The following is a 14,617-nucleotide window of genomic DNA, read 5'->3' on the forward strand; positions in this document are numbered from 1 at the left end:
GTCAACTACTCAAACCCGCGGCTGCAATGCGGGTGATTGATTCTGCCTATGGCACGGCGCCAAAGTGCCTCAGGCGACGCGCGGGGCTGCAGCGCGCGGCTGCACGGCAAAACGCTCGCGGATGGAAGCGAGGATGCCATTGGCATCCAGCCCGCACTGCGCCAGCAGCGCCGCGTGATCACCGTGATCGACAAAGCGGTCGGGCAGGCCGAGCTGCAATACCGGCGTTGCAACACCGGCGGCAGCCAGCGCTTCCAGGCAGGCGCTGCCGGCGCCGCCCATCACGCAACCTTCCTCTGCCGTGACCACGAAATCGTGCGTGCGAGCCATTTCCAGCACGCAGGCCACGTCGAGCGGCTTGACGAAGCGCATGTTGACAACGGTCGCATCCAAACGCTCAGCTGCTGCCGAAGCAGGGGCAACCATCGAACCAAACGCCAGAATCGCAACGCGCTGGCCGGCCGGAGCCGTGGACGTGCGGCGCACTTCGGCCTTGCCCACAGGCAGCGGCTCCAGCGTCGGCTGCACCGCCACGCCCGTACCGGCACCACGCGGATAGCGCACCGCTGTCGGGCAGTCCTGCGCGAACGCGGTACTCAAAAGCTGGCGGCATTCGTTCTCGTCGGCCGGCGTCATCACCATCATGTTGGGGATGCAGCGCAGGTAGGCAATGTCGTAGGCACCCGCGTGCGTGGCGCCGTCTGCGCCCACCAGACCCGCACGGTCCAGCGCGAATACCACCGGCAAGTTCTGCAGCGCCACATCGTGGATCAACTGGTCATAGCCCCGCTGCAGGAACGTCGAATAGATGGCGACGACGGGCTTCAGCCCCTCGCATGCCAGACCGCCGGCGAAGGTGACGGCGTGCTGCTCGGCGATGCCGACGTCGTAATAGCGGTCGGGAAAGCGCTGCTCGAACTCCACCATCCCGGAGCCTTCTCGCATGGCCGGCGTGATACCCACCAAGCGCTTGTCGGCCGCCGCCATATCGCACAGCCACTGGCCAAACACCTGCGTATACGTCACCTTGGCTGGGCGCCCCGAAGGCTTGATGCCTTCCTGCGGGTTGAACTTGCCCGGGCCGTGATAAAGGATCGGATCGGCCTCGGCCAGCTTGTAACCCTGGCCCTTCTTGGTGACGACGTGGAGGAACTGCGGCCCGCCGCCTTCACGCGCGCGCTGGCGGATGTTCTGCAGCGTCGGCACCAGCGATTCGAGATCGTGCCCGTCGATCGGGCCGATGTAGTTAAAGCCGAACTCCTCGAACATCGTGGCCGGCACGAACATGCCCTTGGTGTGTTCCTCGAAGCGCTTGGCAAACTCGAGCACCGGCGGCGCCACCGACAGCAGTTTTTCCACGCCCTTCTTGGTGGCCGCGTAAAACTGCCCGCTCATCAGCCGCGCCAGATAGCGATTCAGCGCGCCCACCGGCGGCGAGATCGACATGTCGTTGTCGTTGAGCACGACCACCAGCGGCAGGTCTTTATAGACGCCCGCGTTGTTCATCGCCTCGAAGGCCATGCCGGCGCTCATCGCACCGTCGCCGATCACCGCAATGGCGACGCGGTCTTCACCCTTGGTCTTGGCGCCCAGGGCCATGCCAAGCGCAGCCGAAATCGACGTGGACGAGTGCGCGGTGCCGAACGTGTCGTACGGGCTCTCGCTGCGGCGCGGGAAACCGGAGATGCCGTCCAGCTGGCGCAGCGAGCCCATCTGGTCGCGGCGGCCCGTGAGGATCTTGTGCGGATAGCTCTGGTGGCCGACGTCCCACACGATGCGGTCTTCCGGCGTGTTGAAGACGTAGTGCAGTGCGATGGTCAATTCGACCGTGCCCAGGTTCGACGACAGATGGCCGCCCGTTTGCGAGACGGAATCGAGCACGAAGGCGCGCAACTCGTTGGCCAGCGGCCCGAGTTGGCGGCGGTCCAGTCGGCGCAGGTCGGCCGGATCGTCGATGGTGTTCAGAAGTTCGTACGTCATGTGGGACCGCCGCTCAGGCGTTTTGGCAAAGACTTCTAACGTCGATGCAATGTTGTTCAGTGGCCACGCCGCACGATCAGGTCGGCCATCTCGGCCAATCGAACGGTACGGGCTCGGCCCGCTTCACAGCCGATCTCGCGGGCCAGTTCCGCGACCGCCGCTCCCGCCGCGGCGTGCAGCTCATCGGCCAGTGCCCGGGCCTTGTCCAACCCAAGGATGGACACGTAAGTCGGTTTGTCGTTGGCCTCGTCCTTGCCCGCAGTTTTGCCCAGCGTGGCGGTATCGGCCGTCACATCGAGAATGTCGTCGACCACCTGGAACGCGAGGCCGACAGCACCCGCATAAGCATCGACATGCTCCAAGGCAGCGGCATTCACCTCAGCACAGAGCGCGCCCATCCGCAGGCTCGCCCGCAGGAGCGCACCGGTCTTCATGCGGTGCATCGCTTCCAGTTCGTCTTGCGACAGCGCAATGCCAACGCTCTGCAGATCGATCGCTTGGCCGCCTGCCATGCCCTGCGAACCCGAGGCGCGCGCCAGTTCGCCCATCAGCACTGCACGCGTGGCCGGGCGCACCGCACCCTGCTCTGCCAGCACGATGAACGCCTGCGTTTGCAAGGCGTCACCTACCAGAAGGGCCGTCGCTTCATCATAGGCGCGATGTACGGTGGGACGGCCACGGCGCAGATCGTCGTCGTCCATGCAAGGCATGTCGTCGTGGACGAGCGAATAGGCGTGGATCATCTCCACCGCGCAACTCACGCCGTCTAGCGCCTCCGGCGATGCGTCGCCCAGCGCACCGGCAGCATGTGCCAGCAATGGGCGCACACGCTTTCCCGCACCCAGCGTGGCGTACCGCATGGCGGCATGCAGACGTTGTGGCGAGACGGTTTCGGCCGGCAGCGCGCGCTCGAGCGCAACTTCCGTCCGCGCGACCACAGACGCCATCCATTGGGCGAAATCGCTCATGCGTCGCCCTGTTCGTTCGTGTTGCTATCGTCGCCCAACGGCTTCAGGGCATCGCCGTCAAGCACGCGCACCTGTTGCTCCACGCGCTCTAGCACCTGCTGGCAGTACTTGACCAGTTCCGCCCCGCGTCGATACGCCGCAAGCGAGGCCTCCAGCGGCAATTCACCGGATTCCATGCTGGCGACGAGGGTTTCGAGTTCGGCCATGGCCGCTTCATAGGAAGCCGGCGTAGCGGAGGGTGTGGCGGACGCGCTGGGGGCGTCGTTTGGGGCACGGGGCATGCCGATTGCGAATCAAAAAAGGACAATCTGGCATTTTACGGCAATTCCGCGTGCGTTCTGCGCACATCCCGCAACGCCTGGGGTAGCGGTTTGCAACGGCAAGGCAGGGCATCGTCAGCCTGGCCACCGAGCGACTGGCGGCAGAAAGCGGTCGAAAATCAGGGACTTATCAATTTCCCTGGGGTACAATCCCCCCCTTTCCTCCAAAGGCCGGGCCGGTGTACGCCGCTCCGCACGATGGTTTGGGTCTGTTGGCCCATTGAACGTATGGTCGTTGGCCCAAGCGGGGGCCAGCAAGCGCTCGTTTCCTACCTCAACAGACCCTAGGCCACCTGCCGATGGCGTCCTTTCCCAAATCGATCTTGTCGATGGTTGGGTTGTTCACTGCTTTCACCGTTATTGGGAGTGGGGATAATGTCCAATCTCAGCGCCGCACTGAATCTGGTGCCGTCTGAAACCCAGCTGCCCGTCTCTGCTTACTTCGACGAGGCGCTGTATCAAACTGAAATCGAACGTCTGTTCAAACATGGCCCCGGCTACGTCGGCCATGAGTTGATGGTCCCGGAAGTCGGCGACTATCACACGCTTGCCGCCGAGGCCGAAGGCCGCGTGCTGGTGCGCAACCCGAACGGCGTCGAGCTGCTCTCCAACGTGTGCCGGCATCGGCAGGCAATCATGCTCAATGGGCGCGGCAATGCCCAGAACATCGTCTGCCCGCTGCATCGCTGGACATACGACCTGCAGGGCGACTTGCTGGGCGCACCGCACTTCGAGAAGCAACCATGCGTGCATCTTTCGCGCTCGCCGCTGCAGAACTGGAACGGTCTGCTGTTCGAAGGCAAGCGTGACGTGCGTGAAGACCTCGCTCGCCTAGGCGTGGCGCGCGATCTCGATTTTTCCGGCTACATGCTCGACCACGTCGAGGTGCACGACTGCAACTACAACTGGAAGACCTTCATCGAGGTGTACCTCGAGGACTACCACGTCGTGCCCTTCCATCCTGGCCTCGGCCAGTTCGTCTCGTGTGACGACCTGGAATGGGAGTTTGGCGAGTGGCACAGCGTGCAGACGGTCGGCATTCATGCCAATTTGCGCAAACCCGGCACACCGGCCTACCAGAAGTGGCACGACGCCGTGCTTCGCTTCAACAACGGCGAGATGCCGAAGTACGGCGCGGTGTGGCTCACGTACTACCCGAACGTGATGGTCGAGTGGTATCCGAACGTGCTGGTGGTCTCGACGCTGCATCCGCTCGGCCCGACCAAGACGCGCAACGTGGTCGAGTTCTACTACCCGGAAGAGATCGTGTTGTTCGAGCGTGAATTCGTTGAAGCCGAGCGCGCCGCCTATATGGAAACGTGCATCGAGGACGACGAGATTGCCGAGCGCATGGACGCGGGGCGCCTAGCGCTGCTCAAACGCGGCACGAGCGAAGTCGGCCCGTACCAGTCGCCCATGGAGGACGGCATGCAGCACTTCCACGAATGGTATCGGCGCACGATGCACTACTAAGCAACGACTGAGGTAGGCATCCGCAGCCTTCCGCGTCACAATAGGAACGGTGCAGCCCCCACGGGCCGCACCGTTTTTTTTCGCCCCTCTCCCTCGCCATGCCTGCCGATACTGCCACCGCTGCTCAGACTGCCGCCCAGACGGTCGAAAGCTCCTCCCGCCAATCGCTGTGGATGATCCTCGCCGCTTTCGCCTTCTCGGCAATGGGCGTGTGCGTAAAACTGGCCTCGGCGCATTACAGCACCGGCGAGATCGTCTTCTACCGCAGCGTGATCGGCATGACGCTGATGGGCGCCGTCCTCGCCAAGACAGGCGCGGGCATCCGCACACCCTATCTCACGGCGCACATCAAGCGCAGCGTGTTCGGCGTAACGTCGCTTCTGCTGTGGTTCACGTCGATCAGCCTGCTACCGCTGGCAACAGCCATGACGCTGAACTACATGTCGCCGGTGTGGATTGCGCTGATCATCGGCGCGGGTGCTGCAATGGCCGGCAAAGCCGCGGGCGCCGACAAGAAGATGGTGGCTGCGATCCTGATGTCGTTTGTCGGTGTGCTGTGCCTACTGCAACCGAGCGTGGGCGGCGGGCCATCCCAGCTCGCCGGCGGCATGGTCGGGCTGGTCTCTGGCGTGTTCACCGCCCTCGCCTATGTAGAGGTCCGCCAACTGGGCGACCTGGGCGAGAACGAGGCACGCATCGTGTTTTACTTTTCCCTGGTGAGCGCAATTGCCGGCGGCGTGTGGATGCTGATCGGCGGGGCGCAATCGCATACGTGGCATAGCGCCGGCCTGCTGCTGGCTGTCGGGCTGCTGGCCACGCTGGGCCAGACCGCCATGACGCGAGCCTACAAGCGCGGTAATACGCTCCTGACTGCCAACCTGCAATACACCGGCATTGTCTTTGCGAGCGGGTGGGGTATGTTGCTGTGGAATGACCACCTGAACGCGCTGTCGTGGGCGGGCATGGCGCTCATCATCGGCAGCGGCATCGTGACCACCGTCATGCGCGCCCGCCAGTCGGGCACCGAGCATCCGACGCCGCAGACAGCCGTGTCGGGCCCGGAAGCCGAGATTCACCCGGAAGTTTGATCGACCCAGGAGATTGCCGCCATGAGCGAACGCGCTCACTACGCCACCCTCATCACCGCACCGCAACTGGCCGCACTGCAGCAGAGCGCACCCGAAGCGGTGGTGGTCATCGATTGCAGCTTTGACCTCGCCAATCCCGCTGCGGGGCGCGATGCGTATCACGCCAGCCATGTGCCCGGCGCGTTCTACATGCATCTCGACAACGAACTGTCGGGCCCCAAAACCGGCACCAACGGCCGCCATCCGCTGCCCGATGCAGAGGCACTAATTGCGCGCCTGCAGGCGCTGGGCGTGAACGATGACACGCAAGTCGTCGCGTATGACCGCCAGGGCAGCATGTACGCCGCGCGCCTGTGGTGGCTGCTGCGCTGGGTCGGCCATGCCGACGTGGCCGTGCTTGATGGTGGCCTGCAGGCTTGGGAAGCGGCGTACTTCCCCGTCGACCAGGTCATCCCGGAAGAACCGCAGCTCAACGCCACGCCCGGCAACATCACGCGCAAGCCCTCGCTCGTGCAGTTGGTGACGGCCGATATCGTGCAGAAATACCTGGGCCACGCCGACAAGCCCGTCGTCGACGCACGTGCCCCCGACCGCTACCGCGGCGAGAATGAAACGCTGGATCCCGTTGGCGGCCACATCCCTGGCGCGCGCAACCGGTTCTTCCGCGACAACCTGCAGGCCGATGGCACGTTCAAGCCCGCGGAACAATTGCGCGCCGACTTCGCGGGCGTACTGGCCGGCGCACGGCCGCAAGACGCGACGCTGCAATGTGGTTCGGGCGTGACCGCCTGCCACAACGCCTTGGCCATGGAGATCGCCGGCCTCACGGGCGCCGCGCTCTATGCCGGCTCATGGAGCGAGTGGTGCAGCGACCCGTCGCGCCCGGTGGCGACGGGGCCGAATCCGTAATCTGCGAATCCGGCGCGCAGCAAAAAGCCCGATATCGACCGGGCTTTTTCTTGAAGCCGATGCGCCGCCTCAATGTGCGTGACCGTGCAAACCTTCGGTCAGCAGAAAGATCATCGCGATGCCCGCCGTAATCAAGGCGACCTGCACCGCCGATTCCTGCCAGCGCGGCCGGCGCTTCATCTGCGGCATGAGATCGCATACGGCGATGTAGATGAAGCTGCTCGACGCCACCACGAGCACGTATGGAATCCACGACGTCAGGCGGTCCAGCAGGTAGTAACCCAGCACCGCGCCCACCAGCGCGCAAACGCTGCAGATCAGGTTGTAGACAAAGGCGCGCGTCTTGGAAAACCCGGCGTTGAGTAGCACCATGAAGTCGCCGATCTCTTGCGGGATCTCGTGTGCAGCAATCGCCAGCGCCGTGACGATGCCGACCTTAGTGTCCGCCAGGAACGCCGCCGCAATCACGATCCCGTCCGAAAAATTATGCAGCCCATCGCCCACGAGGATCATCAGGCCACTGCGCCCGGCTTCCTGCCGGTCATGGCCGTGGTGATGGCCGTGCCCATCACCCTCGTGGTGATGTGAATGGCGGATCAGTGAGATCTTTTCCAGCAGGAAAAAACCCAGCAGCCCGGCGAGCAACGTGGCGAACAACGCATGCGTATTGGGCTCGATGCCGCGATGGGCTTCGAACGCCTCCGGCAACGAATGCAGCAGCGACGTGGCCAGCAGCACGCCCACCGAGAAACTGACCATCCGATCGACCATGCGCGACAGCACGGTCAGAGACAGCGCGGCAGCGCCCGCCATGCTGCCGATGCCAGACAGCGCAGTGGCCAGGAGAATGCCTAACAGGGTGGTATCGAAGGTCATGCGGAGGTGACGCAGCGGGAGCCAATAAACGCAACAGAGTTGCAAGAAGGGCGGATTGTATGCCGCTTTGCCAACCTTTGCCAGTGCAGGCAAAAGAAAAGGCCCCGGGGCGACTCCCCAGAGCCTTTCGCGTTCGGCGCGTCGCGCTGCTACACCACGCCGTGATCCTTGAACCAGGCGAGGCACTTCTTCCAGCCATCTTCCGCATCCGCCTTCACATAGCTCGGGCGGTAGTCAGCGTGAAATGCGTGGCCGGAATTCGGGTACACGATGATGCGCGATGCATGCGCCTTGGGGTTCCTGGATTTTTCCAGCGCGACCTTCATCGTGTCGCGCACGTCTTCCGTGATCACGGTGTCCTTCGCGCCGTAGAGACCCAGCACGGGCGCTTTCAGTTCGTCCACCTTGTCGACGGGCGAAACCGGTTGCAGCGGATTCGGATTGCCCTTCAGCGGCCCGTACCACGCTACTGCAGCCTTGATGCCGGGGTTGCGCTCCGCAGCCAGCCAGACTTGGCGCCCGCCCCAGCAGAAGCCGGTCATGCCAATACGCGCCGCGTCGCCGCCGTTCTCGGTGGCCCATGCGATCGTGGCGTCGATATCGCCCGCCACCTGGGAATCCGGCACCTTTGAAACCACGTTGGCAACGGTTTCCTGCACCGTCCCATAAGCACGCGGATCGCCCTGGCGCACAAACAGTTCAGGCGCGATCGCCAGATAACCGAGCTTGGCAAAGCGCCGGCAGATATCGGCAATGTATTCGTGTACGCCAAAGATCTCGCTGATGACGATCACCACTGGCAGCTTCGTCTTGCCTTCTGGCTGGGCCCGATAGGCCGGCATCTTGAAATCGCCCACCGGCACGGTCACCTCTCCGGCCGTCAGCCCATTGAAATCGGTATGGACGGTCTGCGCCGACACTGGCAGCACCGCCGCCGCAAAGGCTGAGCCCAGCGCCGTCTTCATGAAACCGCGACGATCAAAGCTGCGGCCGGGTACCAGACTCTCCACTTCTGCATCAAGCTGCATCGCACTCTCCTCGCGCCCACGGGCGGTTACGGTGAACGAAGCGGCTAGTCTACCGAAGCAAATGCATTGTTGCCGAGCCAGACATCCGGCTCGGCCACGAGGACGGGCCTAGTGCAGCTTGACGCGCGGATTCGTCTTGCTGCGCAGCCAGTGCATGACCGTATCGACCGACATGCGCACCCAGCCGTGCAGCGCCAGCACGTGCATGCGATACAGCGACGTGTACATCAGCCGCGCCATCAAGCCTTCGATGAACATCGAACCGCCGATCAGCCCGCCCATCAGGCTTCCGACCGCGCTGAAATGGCCGAGCGACACCAGCGAGCCGAGATCCTTGAACGCGAAGGGTTGGACTGGCCTGCCGTCCATGCGCTTGCGCAGCGCATCGAACAGATACGTGGCTTGCTGATGCGCAGCCTGGGCACGCGGCGGCACGCTGGACGACGCCTCGGGCCAGGGGCAGCTTGCGCAATCGCCAAACGCGTAGATCGAATCATCGCCTTCTACTTGCAGCGTGCGCGAAACGATCACCTGCCCCAGCTTGTTCACCGGCAGCCCCAGTTCGCCCAGCACCGACGGTGCACGGATGCCTGCAGCCCACACGGTCAGATCCGCCGGAATGAACTTGCCGCTGGCCGTGTTGACGGCGCTGGCGGTGACTTCGGTCACGCGTTCGCTGGTGATGACGTCCACGTCGAGCTTGCGCAGCAGCTCCGTGGTCGCAGCCGAAATGCGCTCCTTGAGCACCGGCAAAATACGCGGACCGCCTTCGATCAGATGGATGCGGATGTCGTGGCGCGGGTCCAGCTTGTGCAGCCCATAAGCCGCCAACACGTGGGCGGTGTTGCGCAGCTCAGCCGACAGTTCGACGCCCGTGGCACCCGCCCCGACGATGGCGATATCCACCTGCGGACGTGCATCGCCCACACCGTTCTGCGCGCGCATGCACGCTGCGATGAGCCTGCGGCGAAAGCGCTCGGCCTGCCATGCGGTGTCGAGGGCGATGGCGTGCTCGGCCGTGCCAGGCACGCCGAAGAAATGCGTCACGCTGCCGATTGACAGCACCAGCGTGTCGTACGAAATGGCGCGCTCGGGAAGCACCTCGGTGCCGTCCGCGTCAACGCATCCGGACACCATGATGGATTTGGCGACGCGATCGAGGCCCTTCAGCTCGCCCTGCTGGAATTCGAAGCCATGCCAGCGCGCCTGCGCAGCGTATTCGAGCTGATGCGTGTTCGGATCCATGCTGCCGGCAGCAACTTCATGCAGCAGCGGTTTCCAGATGTGTGTGGGGTTGCGGTCGACCAGAATGATCTGCGCCGCGCCGCGCTTGCCGAGCTTGTCGCCGAGCCGTGTTGCAAGCTCCAACCCGCCGGCGCCCCCGCCGACCACCACAATGCGAGGCCCGTTCGTACCGCCTGCGCCACCCGTCTGCCCTGCCATGTGCCTCTCCTGGAGCCGTTGAATCTTTTCGATCACTCGATCTGTCAGGTGCAGTCTGCTGCAACGCAAAATCCGCCGCAACCCCAGGCGCATGGATACGGCGAATCATGGCAACCGCATGCCAAGGCCATCCGCAGGCTGCCTCGGCAGGCAAACTCGCGCCACGCGTTGTTTCACGGTGTGGCGCTGGCGGGGCAAGCGATTGCGTCAGTGCGCTTCTTCCCAGTTCGCGCCCACGCCGACCTCGGCCACCAGCGGCACGCGCAGCGTTGCGACGCTGCACATCAACTCTGGCAGACGCTCGCGCACCACGGCCAGTTCGTCCTGCGGGACTTCCAGCACCAATTCATCGTGCACCTGCATGACCAGGCGCGAGCGCATCGCTTCCGCGTCGAGCCAGCCTTGCACTGCCAGCATCGACAGCTTGATCAGGTCAGCCGCCGTGCCTTGCATCGGCGCGTTAATGGCGGCGCGCTCGGCAGCCTGACGGCGCGGGCCGTTGCCGCCATTGATGTCGGGCAGCCACAGGCGACGGCCAAAGACGGTCTCCACGTAGCCTTGCTCGCGCGCCCGCTGCCGGGTTTCGTCCATGTAGCTCGCGGCGCCGGGGTAGCGAGCGAAGTAGCGGTCGATATAGAGCTTGGCTGCATCGCGCCCAATGCCCAGGTTGCTCGCCAGCCCGAACGCGCTCATCCCGTAGATCAGGCCGAAGTTGATGACCTTGGCCACACGGCGCTGATCGGGCGTCACCTCCAGCGGCGTCACGTTGAACACTTCAGCAGCGGTCGCGCGGTGAACGTCCTGGCCCTCACGGAATGCGCGCATCAGGCCTTCGTCCTGCGACAGATGGGCCATGATGCGCAGTTCGATCTGCGAGTAGTCGGCCGACACGATGACGCTGCCCTCCGGCGCGATGAATGCCTCGCGAATGCGCCGCCCTTCTTCCGTGCGCACTGGAATGTTCTGCAGGTTCGGATCGGTCGAGGCCAGGCGCCCCGTCACCGCCGTCGCCTGACCGTAGGTGGTGTGGACCCGGCCAGTGCGCGGGTTGACCATCTTCGGCAGCTTGTCGGTGTAGGTCGATTTGAGCTTGGCCAGGCCCCGGTAATCGAGCAGCAGCTTCGGCAGCGGGTAGTCTTCGGCCAGCTTCTGCAGTACCTCCTCGTCTGTCGACGGCGCACCGCTCGCGGTCTTCTTGATGACCGGAAGCTTCATCTGATTGAAGAAGATGTCGCCGATCTGCTTGGGTGAGCTGAGGTTGAACGGCTGACCCGCAAGCTTGTGTGCCTCGGCTTCCAGATCGATCAGGCGCAGGCCCAGCTCGTTGCTCTGCTTGGCCAGGCGGTCGGCATCGATCAGCACGCCGTTGCGCTCCATCTTCTGCAGCACGATGGAGGCGGGCATTTCGATCTGCTCGTAGACGTAGCGCAGCTTGTCGTCTTCGGCCACCTTGGGGAACAGCGTGCGATGCAGGCGCAGCGTGACATCGGCGTCTTCCGCTGCGTACTCGGTCGCGCGATCGAGCGGCACCTCGTCAAAGCCGATCTGCGATGCGCCCTTGCCGCACACGGCCTCGTAAGTGATCGTCTTCAAATGCAGCACCCGCTCGGCCAGTGCATCCATGCCGTGATTGCGGTGGGACTCGAGCACGTACGATTCAAGCATCGTGTCGTGCTCGATGCCGCGCAGCGCGATGTCGTGGTTGGCAAACACGTGCGCGTCGTACTTCAGATGCTGGCCGACCTTCTTGCGTGATTCGTCTTCGAGCCACAGCTTCATGCGCGCGAGCACCGTGTCGCGCGAGAGCTGCGCTGCCGCATCAAACCCGGCGACATCCGGGCCACGATGTGCCACCGGGATGTAGCAGGCCTCGCCCGGCTTGACCGACAGCGAAATCCCCACCAACTGCGCGAGCATCGGGTCGATGGACGTCGTCTCGGTGTCGATGCAGACGAGATCCACTTCGTCCAGGCGCTGCATCCACGATTCAAGCTGCGCCTCGGTCGTCACTGTCTCGTACTTGATCTCATCGGGCGGCGCTTCCACGTCGAACAGGTTGGCCTGTGCTTGCAGTTGTGCGGCCTCGCCGGCGTAATTCTTCACGGGCGTCGCGGCCTTGCGCGCGGCCCCGACGCTGCGCGTATCGGGCAGCGCTTCACCGGAAGCCTCGCGCAGCCACGTCTTGAAACCGTAACGCGAGAAGAAATCGACGAGCTTGGATTTATCTTCGCCGCCGTCGATCAGCGCATCGAATGTCGGCACCTCTTTGCTGAGGTTGCAGTCGAGCTTCACGGTCAGCAGTTCGCGGCCCTTGGGAAGCCATTCGAGCGTGTTGCGCAGGTTCTCGCCCACCACGCCCTTGATCTCGCCTGCATGCGCGATGACGTTGTCGAGCGAGCCGAACTCCGTCAACCATTTCACCGCGGTTTTCGGGCCCACCTTCGGCACGCCGGGCACGTTGTCCACGGTGTCGCCAATCAGCGAAAGATAGTCGACGATGCGCTCGGGCGGCACGCCAAACTTGGCTTGCACGCCGGCCGGATCGAGCGTTTCGTTGGTCATGGTGTTGACCAGCGTCACGTGGTCATTCACCAGTTGGGCGAGGTCCTTATCACCCGTTGAGACGATGGTGCGAACGCCTTCGCGAGCAGCCCGTTCAGCCAGGGTGCCGATCACATCGTCGGCCTCGACACCTTCGACCACCAGGATGGGCCAACCCAATGCCCGCACGGCTTCGTGGATCGGTTCGATCTGCGCGCGCAGGTCATCGGGCATGGGCGCGCGATGCTCCTTGTAGGCCGGATAGAGGTCATCGCGAAAGGTCTTGCCTTTGGCGTCGAAAATGCAAGCGCTATACTTGGCCGGGTAGTCGTTGCGCAGTTTGCGCAGCATGTTCACGATGCCGTAGATGGCCCCCGTAGGAAACCCTTCCCCGTTTCGCAAGTCGGGCAGTGCGTGATAGGCACGGTACAAATAACTCGAGCCATCGACGAGCAACAGCGTTTCTTGACTTTCCGACATTCCCATGGACTCTAAAGTGACTGGAACGCCAAAAGGCGTTTCCGATAATGGCGCTTCCGCTGAAGGCGGCGTGGCAAAGCAGGCTGCCGGTGCTTCCGCGTTGGAGGTTTCGGCGACGGAACTGACCGGGGTGAGCCCCTCGCGCCAAGCCACCACGGCCGACATGGATGTCAACGTGACGGTGGGCGTCGAACACGAGCCCAAAGCGGACCTGGCACATGGCCGTACCGATCGCAAGATGATCCCCAGCCTGCGGGCACTCGCCGACGAAGAACGCGCCACCGCAAAGAAAGCGCGCGCCTCCTGGCAGATGTTCACGATTATGGCAGAGTTCATCGAGGCGACCGAGTACCTCTCGGAGATCCGTCCGGCCGTCTCGATCTACGGCAGCGCGCGTCTGCGCGAGGATTCGCCGTACTACGAACGCACCATCGAAATCGCTCGGCTGTTCTCGGATGCGGGCTTCGCCGTCATCTCCGGTGGGGGCCCCGGCATCATGGAAGCGGCCAACAAAGGCGCGCACGCGGGTAAGTCGGCCAGCGTCGGTCTGAACATCGAACTGCCGCACGAACAGCAAGGCAATCGATACCAGGACATTTCGATGCGCTTCCGCCATTTCTTCACCCGCAAGGTCACGTTCGTGAAGAATTCGGACGCGTTCATCGTCATGCCCGGTGGTTTCGGCACGCTGGATGAACTGGCTGAAGTGCTCACGCTCGTCCAGACGGGCAAATCGCGCAGCGTGCCGGTGGTCATGTTCGGCAGCCACTTCTGGAAGGGCCTGCTGGACTGGTTCCGCTTTACGCTGCTGCCGATGGGTCTGATCGCCGAGCACGACCTCGACATCATGCGCATCGTCGACGAACCCAAGGATGCGCTGGATGCCGTCTACGAGTTCTACGAAAAGCGCGAAGGCACCTCGCCGATTCCGCCCAAGGAAGAGATGTTCTATCTGTAACCTCGGGTGTGACATTCGGCGCCACATGAACGGACGATGGCGAGAGGCCGGACTGCTAGAATGTAGGGTCCCAGATCACCTGCCGGAGTCCATGATGGATTCGCTGCTTCACCCGTCCGCCCCCGTCCACTCCGGCTTTGCCAATGCCGCGCGCCTGATGCGGCACGCTGGGCTGCTGGCAGGCGCCGTTTTCTGCCTCGCCCTGCCCGCGCACGCCGAGGTGACTTCCGACAGCGCCGGTCTGGACCTGCCCGACGTCAAGGCCATCAACAATCAGCCGATCTCCAAGCCGACCCGCGGCGCGATTCACAACGAGCGCATCAAGCCGAGCTTCGATTACCGCGACAACGACGGTACGCAGGTCGAGGAATACCGCTTCCAGAAGGGCCAGGCGCCGGACATCCATGTCAAGTCGGGCATGGGCACGTCGTACAACCTGAGCAAGCCCGAAGACAGCTCGCCGCGCATTCGTGAGCGCGGTGATATCGATCGGGTGCCCTCGGTCAACGTCCTGAAGTTCTAAGCCTGCGCCGCAGCTGCGGCACTGCGAGCC

12 protein-coding genes are annotated in these 14,617 nt (G+C 63.7%); 5 read left to right on the forward strand and 7 right to left on the reverse strand.

Annotated elements, in window-relative coordinates; translation table 11 throughout:
• Positions 1–69: 69 nt before the first annotated feature.
• From dxs to ACUXH0_RS03545, 3 genes are read right to left on the reverse strand one after another with little or no spacing between them, the layout of a single operon-like run.
• Positions 70–1,980 (reverse strand): 1-deoxy-D-xylulose-5-phosphate synthase, encoded by a 1,911-nt coding sequence (gene dxs, locus ACUXH0_RS03535; RefSeq protein WP_024972412.1) that lies wholly within the window; start codon positions 1,978–1,980, stop codon positions 70–72.
• A gap of 56 nt (positions 1,981–2,036) precedes the next feature.
• Positions 2,037–2,948: a polyprenyl synthetase family protein gene (locus ACUXH0_RS03540; RefSeq protein WP_009241165.1), complete on the reverse strand. Its 912-nt coding sequence runs from the start codon at positions 2,946–2,948 to the stop codon at positions 2,037–2,039.
• Positions 2,945–3,229 carry an exodeoxyribonuclease VII small subunit gene (locus tag ACUXH0_RS03545; RefSeq protein ID WP_009241166.1) on the reverse strand — a complete coding sequence of 95 codons (285 nt, stop codon included), beginning with the start codon at positions 3,227–3,229 and terminating at the stop codon, positions 2,945–2,947. Before ACUXH0_RS03545 ends, ACUXH0_RS03540 begins: the two co-directional genes overlap by 4 nt.
• A gap of 414 nt (positions 3,230–3,643) precedes the next feature.
• Here ACUXH0_RS03545 and ACUXH0_RS03550 point away from each other — a divergent pair, with 414 nt between their 5' ends.
• From ACUXH0_RS03550 to ACUXH0_RS03560, 3 genes are all read left to right on the forward strand, one after another.
• A complete protein-coding gene (locus ACUXH0_RS03550; protein ID WP_004631080.1) occupies positions 3,644–4,741 on the forward strand; it encodes an aromatic ring-hydroxylating oxygenase subunit alpha in 1,098 nt (365 codons plus the stop codon).
• A gap of 98 nt (positions 4,742–4,839) precedes the next feature.
• The gene (locus ACUXH0_RS03555; RefSeq protein WP_004631081.1) at positions 4,840–5,829 is read left to right on the forward strand and encodes a DMT family transporter; all 990 of its coding nucleotides are present in this window, start codon (positions 4,840–4,842) and stop codon (positions 5,827–5,829) included.
• Between the two features lie 21 nt (positions 5,830–5,850).
• Entirely contained in the window at positions 5,851–6,738 is an 888-nt protein-coding gene (locus ACUXH0_RS03560; RefSeq protein ID WP_009241167.1) for a sulfurtransferase, read from the forward strand.
• A gap of 69 nt (positions 6,739–6,807) precedes the next feature.
• Here ACUXH0_RS03560 and ACUXH0_RS03565 read toward each other — a convergent pair whose 3' ends face one another.
• The 4 genes from ACUXH0_RS03565 to polA form a co-directional block, all read right to left on the reverse strand.
• The gene (locus ACUXH0_RS03565) at positions 6,808–7,614 is read right to left on the reverse strand and encodes a ZIP family metal transporter (protein WP_009241168.1); all 807 of its coding nucleotides are present in this window, start codon (positions 7,612–7,614) and stop codon (positions 6,808–6,810) included.
• Between the two features lie 149 nt (positions 7,615–7,763).
• A complete protein-coding gene (locus tag ACUXH0_RS03570; RefSeq protein ID WP_009241169.1) occupies positions 7,764–8,642 on the reverse strand; it encodes a dienelactone hydrolase family protein in 879 nt (292 codons plus the stop codon).
• 108 nt (positions 8,643–8,750) lie between these two features.
• Entirely contained in the window at positions 8,751–10,085 is a 1,335-nt protein-coding gene (locus ACUXH0_RS03575) for an NAD(P)/FAD-dependent oxidoreductase (RefSeq protein ID WP_009241170.1), read from the reverse strand.
• Between the two features lie 207 nt (positions 10,086–10,292).
• Positions 10,293–13,106 carry a DNA polymerase I gene (gene polA, locus ACUXH0_RS03580; protein ID WP_182593763.1) on the reverse strand — a complete coding sequence of 938 codons (2,814 nt, stop codon included), beginning with the start codon at positions 13,104–13,106 and terminating at the stop codon, positions 10,293–10,295.
• Positions 13,107–13,110: 4 nt separating this feature from the next.
• Between polA and ACUXH0_RS03585 the strand changes: the two genes are divergently transcribed.
• Entirely contained in the window at positions 13,111–14,064 is a 954-nt protein-coding gene (locus tag ACUXH0_RS03585; RefSeq protein WP_009241172.1) for an LOG family protein, read from the forward strand.
• 94 nt (positions 14,065–14,158) lie between these two features.
• Entirely contained in the window at positions 14,159–14,587 is a 429-nt protein-coding gene (locus ACUXH0_RS03590; RefSeq protein ID WP_009241173.1) for a hypothetical protein, read from the forward strand.
• Positions 14,588–14,617 lie beyond the last annotated feature (30 nt).

Source organism: Ralstonia sp. 110700041-2 (assembly GCF_056280165.1).